This window comes from Rhodanobacter sp. A1T4 (assembly GCF_014207185.1).
Taxonomy (GTDB): Bacteria; Pseudomonadota; Gammaproteobacteria; order Xanthomonadales; family Rhodanobacteraceae; genus Rhodanobacter.
In genome coordinates, this window is record NZ_JACHCP010000001.1 from 122,840 (window position 1) to 139,748 (window position 16,909).

At 61.6% G+C, this 16,909-nt stretch carries 19 protein-coding genes and 1 tRNA gene; 11 read left to right on the forward strand and 9 right to left on the reverse strand.

All coding sequences use genetic code 11. The features are described from left to right. Positions 1–14: 14 nt before the first annotated feature. Complete coding sequence (locus HDE80_RS00620; protein ID WP_184666905.1) at positions 15–401, forward strand: hypothetical protein; 387 nt, start codon at positions 15–17, stop codon at positions 399–401. A 3-nt stretch (positions 402–404) separates the two neighbouring features. Here HDE80_RS00620 and HDE80_RS00625 read toward each other — a convergent pair whose 3' ends face one another. The 5 genes from HDE80_RS00625 to HDE80_RS00645 all read right to left on the reverse strand — a co-directional run bounded on the left by HDE80_RS00625 (position 405) and on the right by HDE80_RS00645 (position 5,745). Continuing rightward, complete coding sequence (locus HDE80_RS00625; RefSeq protein WP_184666907.1) at positions 405–1,214, reverse strand: PHB depolymerase family esterase; 810 nt, start codon at positions 1,212–1,214, stop codon at positions 405–407. Between the two features lie 87 nt (positions 1,215–1,301). Beyond that, a complete protein-coding gene (gene cls / locus HDE80_RS00630) occupies positions 1,302–2,696 on the reverse strand; it encodes a cardiolipin synthase (protein WP_184666909.1) in 1,395 nt (464 codons plus the stop codon). 47 nt (positions 2,697–2,743) lie between these two features. Continuing rightward, positions 2,744–4,126 (reverse strand): FAD/NAD(P)-binding protein, encoded by a 1,383-nt coding sequence (locus HDE80_RS00635; RefSeq protein ID WP_184666911.1) that lies wholly within the window; start codon positions 4,124–4,126, stop codon positions 2,744–2,746. A gap of 31 nt (positions 4,127–4,157) precedes the next feature. After that, complete coding sequence (locus HDE80_RS00640) at positions 4,158–4,733, reverse strand: cysteine dioxygenase family protein (RefSeq protein ID WP_184601818.1); 576 nt, start codon at positions 4,731–4,733, stop codon at positions 4,158–4,160. 325 nt (positions 4,734–5,058) lie between these two features. Further along, positions 5,059–5,745 carry an energy transducer TonB gene (locus HDE80_RS00645; RefSeq protein ID WP_184666913.1) on the reverse strand — a complete coding sequence of 229 codons (687 nt, stop codon included), beginning with the start codon at positions 5,743–5,745 and terminating at the stop codon, positions 5,059–5,061. A gap of 329 nt (positions 5,746–6,074) precedes the next feature. Here HDE80_RS00645 and HDE80_RS00650 point away from each other — a divergent pair, with 329 nt between their 5' ends. Then, positions 6,075–6,743: a hemolysin III family protein gene (locus tag HDE80_RS00650; RefSeq protein WP_184666916.1), complete on the forward strand. Its 669-nt coding sequence runs from the start codon at positions 6,075–6,077 to the stop codon at positions 6,741–6,743. 26 nt (positions 6,744–6,769) lie between these two features. On the opposite strand, the gene HDE80_RS00655 is transcribed toward HDE80_RS00650, so the two are convergent. Both HDE80_RS00655 and HDE80_RS00660 read right to left on the reverse strand, forming a co-directional pair. After that, positions 6,770–7,252, reverse strand: a complete 483-nt coding sequence (locus HDE80_RS00655; protein ID WP_184601821.1) for a DUF456 family protein — start codon at positions 7,250–7,252, stop codon at positions 6,770–6,772. 49 nt (positions 7,253–7,301) lie between these two features. Then, entirely contained in the window at positions 7,302–8,078 is a 777-nt protein-coding gene (locus HDE80_RS00660) for a ferredoxin--NADP reductase (protein ID WP_184666918.1), read from the reverse strand. A gap of 224 nt (positions 8,079–8,302) precedes the next feature. Between HDE80_RS00660 and HDE80_RS00665 the strand changes: the two genes are divergently transcribed. The 5 genes from HDE80_RS00665 (at position 8,303) to HDE80_RS00685 (ending at position 12,510) form a co-directional block, all read left to right on the forward strand. Beyond that, entirely contained in the window at positions 8,303–8,992 is a 690-nt protein-coding gene (locus HDE80_RS00665) for a TMEM175 family protein (protein WP_184666920.1), read from the forward strand. Between the two features lie 85 nt (positions 8,993–9,077). Continuing rightward, complete coding sequence (gene dusA / locus HDE80_RS00670) at positions 9,078–10,013, forward strand: tRNA dihydrouridine(20/20a) synthase DusA (RefSeq protein WP_345776401.1); 936 nt, start codon at positions 9,078–9,080, stop codon at positions 10,011–10,013. 82 nt (positions 10,014–10,095) lie between these two features. Next, positions 10,096–10,431 (forward strand): PepSY domain-containing protein, encoded by a 336-nt coding sequence (locus HDE80_RS00675; protein ID WP_184666925.1) that lies wholly within the window; start codon positions 10,096–10,098, stop codon positions 10,429–10,431. Further along, the gene (locus HDE80_RS00680) at positions 10,431–11,123 is read left to right on the forward strand and encodes a response regulator transcription factor (RefSeq protein WP_179481254.1); all 693 of its coding nucleotides are present in this window, start codon (positions 10,431–10,433) and stop codon (positions 11,121–11,123) included. The genes HDE80_RS00675 and HDE80_RS00680 overlap by 1 nt, the downstream gene beginning before the upstream one ends. After that, complete coding sequence (locus HDE80_RS00685; protein WP_184667727.1) at positions 11,089–12,510, forward strand: ATP-binding protein; 1,422 nt, start codon at positions 11,089–11,091, stop codon at positions 12,508–12,510. Before HDE80_RS00680 ends, HDE80_RS00685 begins: the two co-directional genes overlap by 35 nt. A 6-nt stretch (positions 12,511–12,516) precedes the next feature. Here the strand turns inward: HDE80_RS00685 and HDE80_RS00690 are convergent, their stop codons facing one another. Together HDE80_RS00690 and HDE80_RS00695 are read right to left on the reverse strand one after the other, a co-directional pair. Continuing rightward, positions 12,517–13,326 carry a M90 family metallopeptidase gene (locus HDE80_RS00690; protein WP_184666927.1) on the reverse strand — a complete coding sequence of 270 codons (810 nt, stop codon included), beginning with the start codon at positions 13,324–13,326 and terminating at the stop codon, positions 12,517–12,519. A gap of 12 nt (positions 13,327–13,338) precedes the next feature. Then, positions 13,339–13,653 carry a hypothetical protein gene (locus tag HDE80_RS00695; RefSeq protein ID WP_184666929.1) on the reverse strand — a complete coding sequence of 105 codons (315 nt, stop codon included), beginning with the start codon at positions 13,651–13,653 and terminating at the stop codon, positions 13,339–13,341. A gap of 205 nt (positions 13,654–13,858) precedes the next feature. Here HDE80_RS00695 and HDE80_RS00700 point away from each other — a divergent pair, with 205 nt between their 5' ends. From HDE80_RS00700 to HDE80_RS00715, 4 genes are all read left to right on the forward strand, one after another. After that, complete coding sequence (locus HDE80_RS00700; protein ID WP_184666931.1) at positions 13,859–14,833, forward strand: biotin--[acetyl-CoA-carboxylase] ligase; 975 nt, start codon at positions 13,859–13,861, stop codon at positions 14,831–14,833. Further along, positions 14,830–15,591, forward strand: coding sequence for a type III pantothenate kinase (locus tag HDE80_RS00705; protein WP_184666933.1), 762 nt, complete (start codon positions 14,830–14,832; stop codon positions 15,589–15,591). Before HDE80_RS00700 ends, HDE80_RS00705 begins: the two co-directional genes overlap by 4 nt. Positions 15,592–15,619: 28 nt before the next feature. After that, positions 15,620–16,348: an SPOR domain-containing protein gene (locus HDE80_RS00710; RefSeq protein WP_184666935.1), complete on the forward strand. Its 729-nt coding sequence runs from the start codon at positions 15,620–15,622 to the stop codon at positions 16,346–16,348. Positions 16,349–16,418: 70 nt separating this feature from the next. Then, positions 16,419–16,494: transfer RNA gene (locus HDE80_RS00715), tRNA-Thr, on the forward strand. Positions 16,495–16,909 lie beyond the last annotated feature (415 nt).

The following is a 16,909-nucleotide window of genomic DNA, read 5'->3' on the forward strand; positions in this document are numbered from 1 at the left end:
ACGCGAAACACACCATGCATTACAACCAGAGCTGGATGGGGTTCGGCATTGTAGGTGGCATCGAGGCAGGCGCGATTTCCGCCATAGCGGCGCTGCTGCTGTTCGCGGTGTTCCACTGGCTGGGCCAACGCAACGACTGGGGCTACGGCCCCCAGATTAGCTGGACCATTCTGGTGGCTGCGCTGCTCACTGCCAGCGGTGATTTATGGGACCTGTTCTATTTCAACTACAGTCAGCTGCAGTCGATTGACCTGCTGCGTGCGAAGCTGGCCGAGGTGCATGATCCGGACAGTATCGGCGTTCGCGTGCTGTGCGAACTGCTCGGTATCGTGGTTGGAATCTATGTGGGATGGATGCTATGCCATTCACCCTGGGGAGCGCGCTTGCTGAAACGTCGTTGACGTTCAGTGCACGGCTCGCAATTTGTCGAGCCGGTGCGAGAACATCCAGGGCCACAGCTCGGGCAGTGCATACGCCGGCACCCACGATCCGTGATTGACGCCGGGGAATTCGGTGTAACGCACGTCGACGTGGCGCGCCTGCAGCGCGGGGTATAGATGGTGATCGTCGGTAAGTGGCACTACGGTGTCGGCGCTGCCGTGGAATATCCACACGGGTAGACTGCCGATGTGTGAGGCGACCCAGGTGTAAGGATCGACGCCTGCGGGAATGCCCACCACGTGCAGCGCGGGCTCGTCGGAAATCGGATTGATCGCACCGCAGATGATCGCTGCGGCGGCAAACAGGTCAGGATGATCCATCGCGATCTGCCACGCGCCGAAACCGCCCATCGACAGGCCGGTGAGATAGAGCCGATGGCGGTCGCCGTGGAACTCGGTGATGCTGTTCTGCATCGCCTGCAGTGCCATCTGCTCGATTTCACCGTTCCAGTAAGTGTGCTCCGGTGCCTGCGGTATCACCACCACAGCCGGAAATGTCGATCCATGTTCTCGCAGCCACGGCGGCAACCCTTGAGTCATCTGCTTCGTATTATCGTTGCCGGCTTCACCGCTGCCGTGCAGAAACAGCACGATCGGCCATACCTGTTCCGATCCACGTGGTTTAGCCGTCCAGTCATCTGGAACAAAAACCTGATAGCGATAGGTTTTTCCGTGAAGCGTCAGGCTGCGTTCGACAAAGTGGGCGGTATCGTCGGCATGAGCGCAGGCGCTGGATACCATCAATAGAAGCAGCAGGGAAAAGCGCAGACGCATGGATGATGTCCGTTGAGGTATCAGCCTATTCAAGGCTGTCGCGTGAGCTGGCGCAAGTCACGTTGCAGCATGCTGCTGGTTTCGGCGTTACAACAGCGGATCGAACAGCCGCGCCACATGCATCGCTACCCGGCGCAGGTATGGCGCGTCGAGGTATTCGCTTTTATCGACGATACGCGCCTTGGCGAAATCGTTCTTCAGCATCGCTTCCACTTCGCCGGCAAAGTGCTGATTGACGATGAGCGCGCTCACCTCGAAGTTGAGACGGAACGAACGGCTGTCGAGGTTCATGCTGCCGACCGCGGCGGTGTCGTTGTCGATCAGCAGCACTTTCTGATGGGTGAAGCCGGGCTGGTAGCGGAACATGCGGATGCCGGCGCCGAGTGCCTCATAAGCGTGCAACGTGGAAGCGAGAAACACGGTACGGTGATCGGGTCGCGAGGGAATCAGCACACGGACATCGACGCCACGCGCCACGGCCAGTCGCAGCGCCGACAGTACCGAGTGATCGGGCACGAAGTATGGCGTGGTGAGCCACAGCCGCTCGCGTGCTGCATGAATGGCTGCGGTGAAAAACAGCGAGCAGGTTTCCTGCGCGTCGGCCGGGCCGCTGGCCACGATCAGCGCACTGGCCTCACCCGCGCAAGGCGGCGAGGGCAGCAGCGGCGGTGGTGTACCGGTGATCCATTGCCAGTCGCGTGCGAACAGCTGCTGCAGATCGGACACCGCCGGTCCGCGCAGCTCCATATGGGTATCGCGCCACGGTGCCAGCGGCGGCTTCAGGCCCAGATATTCGTCGCCGACGTTGAGACCACCGACGAACGCGCGCGCGCCATCTACCACGACAATCTTGCGATGATTGCGGAAGTTGAGCTGGAAGCGGTTGCGCCAGCGGTGGGTGGCAAACGGATGAATTGCCACGCCACCGGCGCGCAGCGTTTCGACGTAGTGCTTGGGCAGATCGTGGCTGCCGACGCCGTCGAACAGTACGCACACCGCCACGCCGGCTGCCGTGCGCTCAAGCAGGAGCTGCTGCACGCGTCGACCCAACTGATCGTCATGGAAGATGAAAAACTGAATCAGCAGGCAGTGCTTGGCTTCGGCCATCGCGGTCAGCATGACCTCGAAGGCGGCATCGCCATCGATCAACAGTTTCAGCTGGTGTCCGCTGCGAAATGGTCGACCTTGAATCGCGCTGATCGCAGCGTAGCGCGCGCAGTCAGGATCGATCGACGGTGTATTGCCGCTGCCGTCGGGCGCGCGCGACGAGAGCTTGGACTGCTGGCTGGTGAGGTATCCGAGAAACCGATTGGAGCCAAGATAGAGATAGGGCAGCAGCGTCACATATGGCAAAAAGATCAGGCCCAGCGCCCAGCCGATCGCGCCCTGCGGCGTGCGTGTGTGCATCACGGCATGCATGGCCGCGAGCACGCCGAGCACGTGGAACAGCACAAAGCCTGCGGTGATCATGCTGGCGGTCATCGGCGCGCGACCATCGAATGCGAAGTCATCGAAGCAGGCAGCGCCGGTTATTGGGCGAGCAGTCGGTCAGCCAGACTGCGCGCCTGCTGGCGGATTTCCGGCATGGCGGTCGATTCCCACAAGGTGCCGCGCAGCATGCTGCCGATGGCGAACAGGTTTGGCCAATAGTCGTTGTCATGCGCGAGCCGCCCATCGGGCATGGCCTGCATGCCGAGGCCGAGCGGATCTGGCGTGATGTGCCCGTTGGTGAGCAGTTGACTGACCAGCGTATGCGGTGTGCGGCGGATGTCGGTATTCATGCCGGTGGTCTGTATCACCAAGTCGGCATGCAGAGTCTGGGCCGGTCGAGCCTGACCTGGGCTGGCGTGTGCCGGAGCCAGATGCATTTGCAATGCATCGCCGACGAGCCCCACCGACTGCATGCGTCCGCGCTGGCGATGCAACCGGCCCTCGCTTTCGAGCATTGCGATCGATTTGCCTGCCTGTGGCGGCATGCGATGTCGCGCTCGCTCCCACGCCCAGCGCGCGTGGCGCAGAAAGCGTGCGCGCTGATCGACGTCAAGTTCGCGCCACAGACTGGATGTGTGCGGCCGCAGGCTATCGAGAATGGTGCGCCAGTCGCGCTCGTGGGCAGTCGCTTCGCGCAGCAGATGCAGCCAGTGATGGATGTCCGGGGTGTCGCGCATCGATTCGATCAGCTCGGCGCTGTCGCCAGCCGGCGCGGCGGCTGCATTCAGATGCGCCTCTGGCAGCAGGCCGTGGCGCGATATCGCGGTGAATTCAGTGTGCGGCCAGCGTGCAGAAAGTTCCAGCAGCACATCGACGGCGGTCAAGCCCAGCCCGATCAACACGACTTTGCGTGGCGGAGGATGGTTTTCAGTACCGGCTAGCAGGGGCCACGGGTCCACCACATAGCGGCCGCTTGCCAGCGCATCGCTGCTCACGCCACTCAGCGGCTGCGGCGGCAGGGAACCCAGCGCCAGCACGGCCGCATCTACCCGATGGCTTTCTTCGCCATGGATGACGGTGACGCCATCGCGCTCGGGCACCATGGCCTCGACGGGGAACGGCACCACGTTCACATCGTGGCCGTTTGCTTTGGCCTGTTTGAGTGCGTGCGCGACTTCGGCTTCGAGGTAATCGCCGTAGCGGCGGCGCGGCAGAAAGTCGGTGCCGGCAATCGCTGGATCATCACGCTGAACAAAATCCAGAAAGCCGCTGGGCTTGCCGGCGAACATGCTCATCGATGCCGCACGCACGTTCAGCAGATGGCGATCCGATACGGTGCCATAGGCGACCCCGCGAGCCGGTGAACCGCTGCCTGTGTACCAGTCAAGGTGCAGCGGCTGCGACGGCTTGCGCTCCAGCAATTCGCTGAGCAACGTAGCGGCCGCGGCACCACCGCCGATGATGGCGACCCGTCGAAACATGAAATTCCTTGAACAAATGGCGGTGTGGCGATCAGCTGATATGGCCAGAGACGGCGGCGCGCTGCAGCTTCGCCACCCACCCCGCTTCCGGCTCAGCCTTCTCGTAGGCGAAGTACTGTGCCAGATCACCACCATAAACGTGAAGCGTCAGCGCGGTATCGTGTTGCGACAGGTTGCGGCAGCGGTGCGCATGGCTGTCGCCGCCTTCGAACCAGGTGCCATCACCGGGGCCCAGCCAATCGCGCCCAAGCTCGCGCAGATCCCCCGATATCGGATCGCGCTCGTAGGACTGTACTTCCAATGCACCGAGCAAGGTGACTTCCAGGCCCCACAGGCCTGCATGGTCGTGCACTGGCGTGATGTGGTTCGGCGGCCAGGCCATCACCAGCACGCTGATCGCTGGCTTGCTTCGTTCGGCCACCAGCCAGCGTTCGAAGCCATGGTTGCGCGCACGCAAAGGAGCAAAGCGCGTTGTCAACGCTTCCGTATCCTGATGCACCACGCGACCGATTTCTCGCGCCATTGAAGCCAGGTCGGGCTGTTCGGCTGCGCCATGTTCGAGTGCGATCTCGCGCAGGGTCTTCAAGGTGTGCAGATATTTGCCCATTCAGAAAACTCGGCTGTATTTCAAACGAATAACAGTGGAGCATGCGTCTCGTTAAAGACGCGTAAGACGGAAGCGGCATTTTTTTGCGATGCGGTTCGCATGTTCGCAGCGCGTGGCGGAAATGCCGGTGCGGCCTTGTTTCATGCCGTACGGAGCCTGAGTTTTGAGGCTTGAGAATGCTTGCGCGGTGTCGCGCCGACGTCAAAGGCTGCCGGTCAACAACAATGTTCCTGGCGTGCGTTGCGCGGACGATCCCAGTCAGCGCCTGGGCGCCGACCGGGATATGTCTTTCATCATTATTCTTACGCCGTCACTGCCCGTTTCATCATTGCTGGTGCAGATCGAAACTCACCGGCACGCGTGCCCAGGCGCGCACGGCTTTTCCGTCGACCATCGCAGGCTGAAACTTCCATGATGCAAGCACCTGCTCACGTGCGCTGCGGTCGAGCAGGGCGTAACCGCTGGTGTGTTCGACTAGCACATCGATCGGTTTGCCGGTCTCATCAACCAGTACACGCAGCAGCACAGTGCCGTGCAGTTGCTGGCGCATCGCCTGCGCCGGAAACTGCAGCGGTGAGGACCGATAGGCCAGGCTGGCTTCGACAGGATTTGCTGGTGCCGAATTGCCGGGCGTTGCCGTGCTTGGCGTAATGGTTTGTATCGCTGGAGGCGGTGCAACGCGACCTTCTACGGTCGGCACGAACGGTTGTGCGACGACCGGCGGCACTTTTGGCTGGCTGTGAGCTACCGTCTTGGGCGGATGCGGCAGTGGTTTCATCACGATCGCGGGCGGTGGCGGTACCACAGCGGGTGGAGTGATGAGCCGAATCTGCGGAACCGGCGCTGGCTGCTCCGGCGTGGGTAGCGAAGGCGCGCTCATGGGGCGGGTTGCAATCAGGAGGACGGCAAGATTGAGCGCTATCGCTGCACTGAGCGCGGTAATCCGGGTGGCATCAGGATGGTTGGGGTGATGCTGCGTATGACGAGCGTGGGCCAGACTTGCGGAAGACATAAGCGACCTCCTGATGGCAGTTTGGGATGTGCGATGGCGCCGCGGCCCCACAAGCTGGGTATTGCGCCGCAGCAATTGCAGCGTATGCTCATTCCATGCCGTTGCGCAAGTGAGCTTGCCGTTGTTTTTCAAGTGGACGGCTGGACGTCCATATCCACGAGCAGACACGTTATCTTGCAAAGGTTGTTTTTGCCGAATCAGTCCAGCGAAGGCAGGGCGGCCGGTTGATCGGTCGCCTAGCCATGTTTCGATGACCCCGGGTCATCGTAGCCCACCAATAATGTATCCGGGAGCGCCGCTGCATGCCTCCTGATTGATCAGGAGTTGCCATGCACGCTACATCTCAGATCGCCGCTCCGCGCTACAGCTTTGGCGATGAACTGGCCAGCAGCGTTATTCACGGTATTGGCATCGTGCTGAGCATCGCGGGTCTGGCGACCCTGGTAGCGTTCGCCTCGCGCCACGGCGATGCACGCGTGATCGCGGCCAGCGCGGTCTATGGCACCACGCTGATTCTGCTGTATACCGCCTCCACGCTGTATCACTCGATTCCCCTGGTCAAAGCCAAGCCTACCCTGCGCACGCTGGACCACATCGCGATCTTTCTGCTGATCGCGGGCACCTATACGCCGTTCACGCTGATTGCCTTGCCGGGGGTGTGGGGTTGGAGTCTGTTTGTCGCGGTGTGGACGCTGGCGCTGCTTGGCAGCGCGCTGGAAGTTGGGCCGTTGAAGCGCTACCGAAAATTTGCCGTGCTGCTTTATGTCGGCATGGGCTGGATCGGCATGATCGCGTTCAAGCCGCTGAGTGCGTATCTGCAGAGCGGCGGCACTGCGCTGCTCATTGCGGGTGGTCTGGCATACACCTTGGGCGTGCCGTTCTATCTTTGGCGCAAGTTGCCGTATCACCACTCGCTGTGGCACCTATGTGTGCTCGGCGGCAGTGTGCTGCATTTCCTGGCCGTGCTGCTTTACGTGATACCCGACGCCCCGGTGTGATGGTTGGGGCGGCCGGTCAAAGTTGATCAGCCAAGCAACAGCGCTAGCCCGAATAGCCCGACCATCATGAGCGAGATCACCAGCTTCAGCAGGGTTCCGAACAACAGACCGATCCAGGTACCTACGCCTACATGCGCCGAGCGCAGCACGCTGGTACCGGAGGCCAGCTCGCCGAGCAGGGCGCCGATGAAAGGCCCCAGCAGCAAACCCGGGATGCTGAAGAACATCCCCACCAGCGTACCCAGACTCGCGCCCCACAGCGCCAGACGACTCGCGCCAACACGTTTGGCGCCGAGCGTGCTGGCAATAAATTCGATGATCACACCGGCCGTGCCGAGCCCGCCGATGAGCAGCAGCCACCACAGTCCGATATGTCGGTAGTTGTCCACCGCAGCAACGAGCCAGACACCGCCAAAGATCATCGGTAGACCTGGCAAGGCGGGGATCACCGAGCCAATCAGGCCACCGATGATCAGCGCCGTGGCCAGCAGATAAAGCGCGATGTCCATCCGGGGTTTCCTCGGCCGACCGAGTCAGCGTAGCTTGATGTGTGGTTGACTACTTTTCCACGAACGCCCGCTCGATTACATAATCGCCCGGTTCGCGCGTGCGTGGCGATGCATGAAAACCACGGCCATCGAGCAGTGTGCTCAAATCGTCGAGCATCGCGGGGCTGCCGCAGAGCATGATGCGATCGATGGCGGGATCGAGTGGCGGCAGGCCAATCGTCTCGCTCATCAAGCCATCGGCGATGGCGTCGGTGATGCGGCCACGATTGTGAAAGGGTTCGCGGGTCACGCTTGGGTAATAGATCAGCTTTTCGCGTACCAGCGGACCGAGGTATTCGTGCTGCGGCAGCTCGCGCTCCAGCTGGTCGGCGTAGGCAAGGTCACCGATGTTTCGTACGCCGTGAGCCAGCACGATCTTTTCGAAACGCTCGTAGGTTTCCGGATCACGTACCAGGCTCAAGAACGGCGCGAGGCCAGTGCCCGTGCCGAGCAGATAAAGATGCCGGCCGGGCTTGAGATCGTTCAGCACCAGCGTACCGGTGGGTTTGCGGCTGACCAGCACCGGGTCACCCGGTTGCAGGTGCTGCAGGCGCGAAGTGAGCGGCCCGTTGGCGACCTTGATCGAGAAGAATTCCAGGTGTTCCTCGTAGTTCGCACTGGCGATGGAATACGCACGCATCAGCGGACGCCCATCCACTTCCAGCCCCATCATCACGAACTGGCCGCTGTCAAAGCGAAAACCGGGATCGCGCGTAGTGCGGAAACTGAAAAGCGAATCGTTCCAGTGATGCACGTCGATCACGTGCTCGGTCGCCATTGCTGCCATGGTGCTATCGTCTCAAGAGAGTGAATTGGGGGCGGAGTCGTCGTGCATCTGACGGCGAGCCGCAGAGTGACGAGGCACTGGCTGGAGCGTGGCGATGGCTGCGTGTGGCTTGTGCTCGCGACATTTTACGCGATCCGCGATCCGCTCGCCTGTGTGCAGTGATTTGAGAGACCACTGCAGCATTCTGAGGCATGATGCGGGCAGCCGACCGTGGGGAGTGTGGTATGGAATCAGGCGCGTCATTGCCCGTGAAAGGGCATCACGTCCATCAGCGTCATTTCGACCGGCTGGTGATGCTGTCCGACGGTGTATTCGCGATTGCGATGACGCTGTCGGCGGTGGAGCTGAAGCCAGAGCCTCAGCCCGGTGAAAATTTGCTTCATGCATGGGTTGGCCCATTACTGACCTATTTCATCAGCTTCGCCATTATCGGTAGCGTATGGATCAGGCATCGACGCACGCTGGCACATTTGCGTTACGTCGATATGCCGATGACGTTGATCAGCCTGCTTTTGCTGAGTCTGGTTGCACTCATGCCGGTCGTAATACGGGTATTGCTCAGCGACGCGATGGGTGCGAATTCCACCGGTATGCTTATCTACTCGGTCACGCTGATGGCCAACTATGCCTGTCTGGCAGCCGGCTGGGGCTATGCCGCTTTCATCGCTCAGCTCGCGCCGGATGTGCCGCGTTCGCGTGCGTGGGGATGGCTGTTGCAGGAGTTGTTCGTGGCGATTGTGTTTGGTGCGGTGGCGCTTTATAGCCTGCATTTGAAGCTGGTGGCTGCACTGGTCATGCTCGTGGGTGCGGGCTTGCGCATTGCATCGGTGCGGCTGGAGCGCTCGGTCAAAGCCGGTGCGCTCAGTGACGGTAAAGCAAATGCTCCCCACGAGGACGCCAATCCGGGACAATAGTGGTGAGATGACCGACCCTGTTACCAGTCCCGCCATTGCCAGCACCGAACCCACGATCGCGCCTTGGCGCGTATGCGTGGCGCCGATGATGGACTGGACCGACCGCCATTGCCGTTACTTCCATCGGTTGCTGTCACCAAGGGCGCGGCTGTATACCGAGATGGTGACGAGTGCGGCATTGGTGCGCGGGCGGCAGCTGCGCTTGCTCGAACACAGCCAGCAGGAGCATCCGGTGGCGCTGCAGCTTGGCGGCAGTGATCCGCATGAGCTGGCGCAAGCGGCGCGCGATGGCGCCGAGGCGGGTTACGACGAGATCAATCTCAACGTGGGCTGCCCATCTGACCGGGTACAGTCTGGCCGCTTCGGTGCCTGCCTGATGCGCGAGCCGGCACTGGTCGGTGAGTGCATGAAGGCGATGCGTAACGCGGTGAGCGTGCCGGTGACCGTAAAGTGCCGCATCGGCGTCGACGACCAAGACGACTATGCCGGTCTGCAACATTTCACCGAAACCATGCTGGATGCGGGCGTCGAGATACTGGTGGTGCATGCGCGCAAAGCCTGGCTGCAGGGGTTGTCGCCGAAGGAAAATCGTGAAATTCCGCCGCTCGATTACGAGCGCGTTTATCGGCTCAAACGCGAATTTCCAGAGCTGGTGGTGGTGATCAACGGCGGCATCAGCACGGTCGAGCAGGTGCAGGCGCATCTGTGCCAAGTCGACGGGGTGATGCTGGGTCGCGCCGCGTACCACGATCCCTATCTGTTGGCGCAGATTGAGGCCGTTCTCTACGGCGAGCCGCTGCCAGGCAGGGACGAGGTATTGCGGCACATGCGCCCATACGTGGAAGCCGAGCTGGCCCGGGGTACCGCGCTGAAGCACATCGGCCGCCATTTGCTGGGCTTGTATCAGGGCGAGCCGGGAGCGCGTGCGTTCCGCCGCACGATCAGCGAGGGTGCCCATTTGCCCGGGGCGGGCTGGGAGCTGATTGAGCGGGCGCTGCCGCCCTGTTCGATTGCGGCGTGACAGCGTGCGTTCGTCCGGTCAGTATTCAGCCCTGATTGCCTAATCTGAACGCTCTGGCAACTGCCAGTCGGAATGTTGACGTATGGCAACCCACAAATTCTTCACTACAGCTCTGTTTGCATTACTGGGTTTTGGCATGGCACTGACCGCGTCGGCGCAAACCGACGAACCGGAAGTGACAATGGATCAGGCCGTGCAGAAGGTGCAGCAAGAGACGGGCGGCAAGGTGCTTTCTGCCGAGCCGCATCACGTCGGGCGACGGGTGGAGTATCGCATCAAGGTATTGACGCCGCAGGGGCACGTGCGGGTGATGGCGATTCCGTCCGAGGCGAACAAGGTTCCGATGTCTACACCAGTTTTTACACCATCACTCAAGAATCCGCCTGGCAGAAACCCGGGCAGCAAGGAGAAACACTGATGCGCATACTGTTGGTGGAAGACGAGGCGCCACTGCGCGAGACCCTGGCGGCGCGCCTGAAGCGTGACGGGTTCGCTGTCGATGCGGCACAGGACGGCGAGGAGGGTATTTACCTCGGTCGCGAAGTACCGTTCGATCTGGCAATCATCGATCTGGGTCTGCCGAAGATGTCCGGCATGGATCTGGTCAAGGCGTTGCGCGAGGACGGTCAGCGTTACCCTATTCTGATTTTGACCGCACGCGGCAGCTGGCAGGACAAAGTCGAGGGTCTGAAATACGGCGCCGACGATTACCTGGTCAAGCCCTTTCACGTCGAGGAGCTGCTGGCGCGCATCAATGCGCTGGTGCGCCGCGCCAGCGGCTGGTCCAAGCCGATCCTGGCCTGTGGCATGATCAAGCTCGACACCACCGCGCAGACGGTTACGGTGGAAGGCAAGCTGGTCGATCTCACCAGCTACGAATACAAGGTGCTGGAATACCTGATGCTGCATGCCGGCGAGCTGGTCTCCAAGGCCGACCTCACCGAACATATCTATCAGCAGGATTTTGACCGCGACTCCAACGTACTCGAAGTGTTCATCGGTCGGTTACGGCGCAAGCTCGATCCGGAAGGCACCCTCAAACCTATCGAGACGGTACGTGGACGCGGATACCGCTTTGCCATCCCGCGCACCGACGGCGACGACGAGTAACCCCGTGCCGTCGCGCCAGCCGCTGTCACTGGCGGCTCGCGCGGCGATTGCCACCGGATTCGTTCTTGCCGGCTTTCTCGGCCTGGTTGGCCTGACACTGTCGAAGGCCAACCAAAGCCGTGCATTGAGCACGCTGCGTGAGCGGCTGCAGAATGATGCTATTGCGTTGATCACCAACTTCGACGTCAACCGCTACGGCAAACTGTTGCCACCGGACACGATGCCGGATCCCAGTTTTTCGCAGCCCGGCTCGGGCCTATATGCCATAGCGTTGGGCGATGGCGGGTATCGCTGGGAGTCGTCGTCGGCAATCGGTCGTGACTTCACTTTTTTGAAATCATTGGAGCCTGGCGAAAGCAGCCAGTTGATTGGCCCGATCGATACGCGTATGGGCCGGCTCTACTACTACAGTTACGGCGTTGCGCTGGACACGGTGGAAAAGAAGTCGGTGCGGCTCACTGTGACGGTGGCACAGACCGAAGATCAACTCGAAGGCGATAACGCGGTGTACCGCCGTTCGCTGGTGGTATGGCTGTCGATCCTCGGGCTGATGCTGATCGTGCTGCAGTTTCTGCTGCTGCGCTGGAGCCTCACGCCGCTGCGTAAGGTAGCCAGTGACATGACACGCGTGGAGCGCGGCGACAGCGAGCATCTGGACAGTCAGTATCCGCTCGAGCTCACTGGCCTGACTGAGCGCATCAACGTATTCATCGATAACGAGCGCGAACAGCGCACGCGCTATCGGCATACTCTGGCCGACCTTGCGCACAGCCTGAAAACACCGCTGGCGGTAATCCGTTCACAGCTGGAATCGGCAGCCGCCGACGATCCCCTTCGTCGCAGCGGCGTGCTCGATCAGGTGCGCCGCATGGACGAGCTGGTGGCGTATCAGTTGTCTCGCGCTGCGACGTCGGGTCGACAGACCTTCGCCATCGCTGTGCCGATCGCCGGTCATGCCGAGGATCTGGTACAGAGTCTGGAAAAGGTCTACGCGGCCAAGAACGTACTGTGCGAGTTCGATATTGACGAGAGCGCGGTGTTTTACGGAGAGCAGGGCGATCTGCTGGAGCTGATGGGCAACCTGCTGGAGAACGCGTTCAAGTGGGCCGATCACCGCGTCTTGTTGGTAGTGAAGGCACAGGCAACAACCGCCCGGCAGCGGCCGGGCCTGTGGTTGAGCGTGGAAGATGACGGCCCCGGTATTGCCGCAGACAAGATCGAAAAAGTGCTGCAGCGTGGCGTCCGTGGTGACGAGCGCGTGCAAGGTCATGGTATCGGGCTGTCGATCGTGCAGGACATCGTGCACGCCTACCAGGGCGAACTGCTGGTCGATCGCTCACCCGAGCTAGGCGGCGCGCGCTTCAGCGTGACGTTGACGCCGGCCTGACCCGAATTAACGCGCAGCAGGCTTTCCACGCAAGTAAACGACGTTGGATAGTTCGCTCGCCATCGCTGGCGACGGACCGTAAAACGCTTCCAGCAGGTCGGCGATCGCCGGTTCGGCCTCTCGCAGCAGCGTCGGTTGCGAATAATGCAGCTCGGTCACGACCGCGAAATACTCGCTGGGATTCTCAGCGGCGTAGTGATCGATTGGATTGCCACAGTCCTGAGCTGGCGTGTTGGCGAGGCTGTGATATGCGTGCTCGAACTGTTCGACCCAGCGACGCCGTGGAATGTCCGTTAGCGGTGGAATACCGTCGGCTGGGCCATCAAGTATGTCCAGCTTGTGCGCCATCTGATGCAGCACCACGTTGTAGCCGTCCCACGGCTGCTCCAGATCCAGCTGCACGTCAGCCAGCGAAAGCACCAGAGGGCCGCGTTCCCACGTGTCGATGCTTCGGTCATCACCGGCTCGGACCACGCTGCTGTGGCAGGCGTGATGGCTGCCGCGCACCTTGAATTCACCGGGATAAATCAGCACCTCGCGCCAGCCGCGCAGGCTGCCAGCTCCCTGCTGCAACGCTGGCAGACACGCCTGCATGGCAATCAACAGTCGCCAGTAGTCGTCCAGCACGGCGCCGGCAAGAGCGAGGAATCGTTTGCGTGCGAGGAACAGTGCGGCCAGCCGGCGCAGGCGTTGCTGCCGCTCCGAATCCAAGCCGCGCGCCAAAGGACATCCCGCGAGTGCACGCTTCCATAGCGGATCAGCGATCGGCGGAGGTTCGAGACGAGCTCGCAGCGATTGCCACCAACGCCCGGACATGGCCTAGAACGCTTACTGGATGGATCCAGGCAGCAGTGATTGCCAGCCAAGATGGGTCTGCTGGGTATGCGCCGGTGGTGTCATGTCGCCACTGGCATGGTCGGTACCGTTGTATGAGCCCTTGCGCGAATCGCTGCCTGTGTTGCGCGGCGTGTTGTCGCGAACCACGCCCGGTTCAATGCCGCTGCTGCCGTCGTGTGCGCTGCTCGTGTCACCCGCGCCGTGCTGGGCATTATCCAGATCACGACTATCCGCCGTCGTTGCCGCCGCACCGCCGATGCCAGCAAAACAGATGGCACAACCGATGAGCCAATGTTTGACGCGCATGGCAATCGAACTCCCTGACCCGCAAGCGAAGATCCCGATCGTCTCAGAAACACCCGTGCGATGCCAGTGCTATGGCACGTCAGGTATTCGTGGTGATCGGCGTGGGTCTCAAGCCGGGCTAAACTGCGGGAATGCCAATACAGTCATGCCGATCACTTATCCGATGCGCAACAGCCAAGATGATTCTTGTCGTCGGTGGCCGCTGATGCAGCCAGCCCAATTATTGTCGGCACTGGCCGCGGGTGAACCTGTCTCCGGCGCAGGTCTGGCGGCACAGACCGGTATCACCCGTGCAGCGATCTGGAAGCAGATCGAAGTTTTGCGCGCACGGGGCGTTCCCATTGAGGCACAGGGCGCCGCCGGTTATCGCCTGCCATGGCCGCTACAGATGTTGGATGCCGAAAAAATACGTGCCGCGATGCCTGCACCGCTTGCACAACAGCTGGGTGCGTTTGAAGTGCATTGGGAGCTGGATTCCACCTCCAGCGAGCTGCAGCGTCGCGGCGCCACTGCCGCGGATTTCAGCATGCTGCTGGCCGAAACCCAGACCGCCGGCCGTGGCCGCCGCGGTCGCCCGTGGTTGTCGCCGCCAGGGCTGAATCTTTATCTTTCCTGTCTCAAACGTTTCGATCACGGTTTTGCCGCCTTGGGCGGTTTGTCGCTGGCCATCGGCGTGATCGTGATGCGCACCCTGAAAACCCTTGGGGTTGCCGGCGCCGGCCTGAAATGGCCGAACGACCTGCTGGCTGCCGACGGCAAACTTGGCGGCATCCTGGTCGAACTCAGCGGCGAATATCAGGGGCCGTGCGCAGCCATCATCGGCATCGGCCTCAATCTGCGGCTTACCCCCGCATTGCGCGAACAGGCCGGACAGCCGGCTAGCGACATGGCCGCGTTGACGAATGACTCGCCGCCGGATCGCAATCGCGTCGCCGCCACGCTGATCTCAGCGCTCATCGAAGGCCTGCATCAGTTCGAGCGTGACGGCTTTGCGGGCTTCGCCAACGAATATGCTTTGCACGATCTTCTGAAAGATCAGCCGCTGCAGCTGAGCGGTGCGCTCGGTCTGTTCGATGGCATCGGCGCGGGTGTGGACGATCGCGGTGCGCTGCAAGTGCGCATGAGCGATGGCAGCGTGCGCCAGGTCGACAGTGCTGAAGTCACGGTACGTCGCGCATGAGGCTGCTGCTCGATCTTGGCAACACCCGGCTGAAGTGGGCGTTGATGCTGCAACCGGATGGATGGCTGGCGCAGGGCGCGCTGGACTGGCAGGACAGTTTCGAGCCAGCGCTGGCATCAGCGCTGGCTGGGTTGCCGATGCCCGAGATGATCGTTGCGGCCTCGGTGGTCGACGCCGTGCGTGAGGCGCAGGTTGCGGATGTGATGATTCGCCTGTTTGCCAACAACCCCATCTGGCTGCGCACCCCGGCCAGCGCATGCGGTGTGCGCAATGCCTACGCCGAGCCGCAGCGGCTCGGCGTAGACCGTTTTCTGGCGATGGTCGCCGCGTACGCGGATGGCTATGCGCCATGTGTCGTTGCCGGTGCGGGCACGGCACTCACGCTCGATGCGCTGACAGCGGATGGACAGCATCTCGGTGGGCTGATCGCGCCGGGTCCGCAGCTGATGCAACGCTCCCTGCTGGATGCCACCGCGCGCGTTAGGCCAGAGCGACCCGGCGCGGTGCTGGAGCTGGCCGACAACACAGCCGACGCGGTTGCTTCGGGTTGCTGGCAGGCAGCTGCGGCCTTGATCGAACGCTTTGCCACACGTATGGCGCCGACCCTGGGCGGTCTGCCGACGTTGATCCTTGGCGGTGGCGACGCCGCCGAGTTGCAGCCGCTGCTGACGCTGCCGGTTCAGATGACCCGCGATGGCGTGCTACGCGGTCTGGCGGTGTGGGCCAATACGCAGACCGTGACGCCTTCACCGATCTAGAATGTCGCTGCTTGGCGATGGGGGTCCGATGTTTCTGCGTCTGCTGTTTGTCCTCTTGAGTGCGCTCAATATCGCGGTAGGCGCGTGGTTGCTGCTCGGTCAGCCTTATGCGCACAACGGTAGTGCCGCTGATCCGGGTGTGCGCGAATTGCGTTTGCTCTCGGAAATGCCGCAACCAGTTGTCACTGCCGCTGCGCCCAGTGCGGCATCGTCTGTCGCTGAATCACAGACTGCGCCGGTTCCCTCTCCCGTGCCTGTAGCTCAAGTGAATGCTGCAGCAAGCCGGTCTTCGGCGCCTGTCCCGCAAATCTGCCTTGCGTTAGGGCCGTTTGCGACCCCGCAGGATTTACGCAACGCCCGCCAGACGCTAGACGCTCAGGTCATGCGGATGCGTTCGCGGCAGGAGCAGACCACCCAATCCAACGGTTGGTGGGTCTATTTGCCGGCCACCAGCAATCACGCGCAGGCGCTTGAGTTGGCGCGCCAGCTTGGTGCGCGCAACATCAAGGATTATTTTGTCGTCAGTGGCGGCGATCAGCCCAATACCGTCTCGCTGGGTTTGTTCAAGGACCCAACCAATGCGCGCAAGCGTCGCGATGAGGTGGTGGCTGCGGGGTTTTCCGCCCGCATGAGTGAGCGCAGCGAGAATGTGCCCGAGTACTGGCTCGATCTGGTTGCCAGCAACAGCCCCCGGTTTGAATGGCGCAGCCGCGTTCGTGCCAGTGGCGTCAACTCGCACAGCACCAGCTGTTTTTGATTCGCTCGCCAGAGTTTGCACACATCCCGCTTTGAGCATGCGCCACGCGACTGCTAGAATTCCACCCCTTGCCGGCATAGCTCAGTTGGTAGAGCAACTGATTTGTAATCAGTAGGTCCCCAGTTCGAATCCGGGTGCCGGCACCAAATGACCATCCCAAGCCATCCCATATCGGCCCAAGAATCCATCGAAACCCGCATAACAGCGGGTTTTTTTGTGCCATGTCGTCCAAGGTTGTCCCATTGCAGCGCGCTCAAAGTGTGAGTACGTGCGGGCGAATATAGTCCCAAGGGCACAACACTGCGTCAGCCTTCACCTACACGAGGCCGATCTTGTCGCTGATAGCCACCGGAGTCGCTGCGGCGCATCTTGGACACCCCTACACGAGGCCGAACAAGTCTTGCCCAAGCCGACAGGTGTCAGGCAGTACGCGACGCCACAACGTCAGGTGGAACCGACGAACGGGGTACTTCTTCTTGATGTGAGACACACCATGCTTGAGATCAGAGCAGCACACCCAGGCTTCGTCGTTTTCGACACGACAGAGCAAGAGCCGATCAT

Bases quoted from the DNA above. Each gene is read 5' to 3' on its own strand.
- HDE80_RS00620 (WP_184666905.1), top strand. From the start codon at position 15: ATGCATTACAACCAGAGCTGGATGGGGTTCGGCATTGTAGGTGGCATC.
- HDE80_RS00625 (WP_184666907.1), bottom strand. From the start codon at position 1,214: ATGCGTCTGCGCTTTTCCCTGCTGCTTCTATTGATGGTATCCAGCGCC.
- cls (WP_184666909.1), bottom strand. From the start codon at position 2,696: ATGACCGCCAGCATGATCACCGCAGGCTTTGTGCTGTTCCACGTGCTC.
- HDE80_RS00635 (WP_184666911.1), bottom strand. From the start codon at position 4,126: ATGTTTCGACGGGTCGCCATCATCGGCGGTGGTGCCGCGGCCGCTACG.
- HDE80_RS00640 (WP_184601818.1), bottom strand. From the start codon at position 4,733: ATGGGCAAATATCTGCACACCTTGAAGACCCTGCGCGAGATCGCACTC.
- HDE80_RS00645 (WP_184666913.1), bottom strand. From the start codon at position 5,745: ATGTCTTCCGCAAGTCTGGCCCACGCTCGTCATACGCAGCATCACCCC.
- HDE80_RS00650 (WP_184666916.1), top strand. From the start codon at position 6,075: ATGCACGCTACATCTCAGATCGCCGCTCCGCGCTACAGCTTTGGCGAT.
- HDE80_RS00655 (WP_184601821.1), bottom strand. From the start codon at position 7,252: ATGGACATCGCGCTTTATCTGCTGGCCACGGCGCTGATCATCGGTGGC.
- HDE80_RS00660 (WP_184666918.1), bottom strand. From the start codon at position 8,078: ATGGCAGCAATGGCGACCGAGCACGTGATCGACGTGCATCACTGGAAC.
- HDE80_RS00665 (WP_184666920.1), top strand. From the start codon at position 8,303: ATGGAATCAGGCGCGTCATTGCCCGTGAAAGGGCATCACGTCCATCAG.
- dusA (WP_345776401.1), top strand. From the start codon at position 9,078: ATGATGGACTGGACCGACCGCCATTGCCGTTACTTCCATCGGTTGCTG.
- HDE80_RS00675 (WP_184666925.1), top strand. From the start codon at position 10,096: ATGGCAACCCACAAATTCTTCACTACAGCTCTGTTTGCATTACTGGGT.
- HDE80_RS00680 (WP_179481254.1), top strand. From the start codon at position 10,431: ATGCGCATACTGTTGGTGGAAGACGAGGCGCCACTGCGCGAGACCCTG.
- HDE80_RS00690 (WP_184666927.1), bottom strand. From the start codon at position 13,326: ATGTCCGGGCGTTGGTGGCAATCGCTGCGAGCTCGTCTCGAACCTCCG.
- HDE80_RS00695 (WP_184666929.1), bottom strand. From the start codon at position 13,653: ATGCGCGTCAAACATTGGCTCATCGGTTGTGCCATCTGTTTTGCTGGC.
- HDE80_RS00700 (WP_184666931.1), top strand. From the start codon at position 13,859: ATGCAGCCAGCCCAATTATTGTCGGCACTGGCCGCGGGTGAACCTGTC.
- HDE80_RS00705 (WP_184666933.1), top strand. From the start codon at position 14,830: ATGAGGCTGCTGCTCGATCTTGGCAACACCCGGCTGAAGTGGGCGTTG.
- HDE80_RS00710 (WP_184666935.1), top strand. From the start codon at position 15,620: ATGTTTCTGCGTCTGCTGTTTGTCCTCTTGAGTGCGCTCAATATCGCG.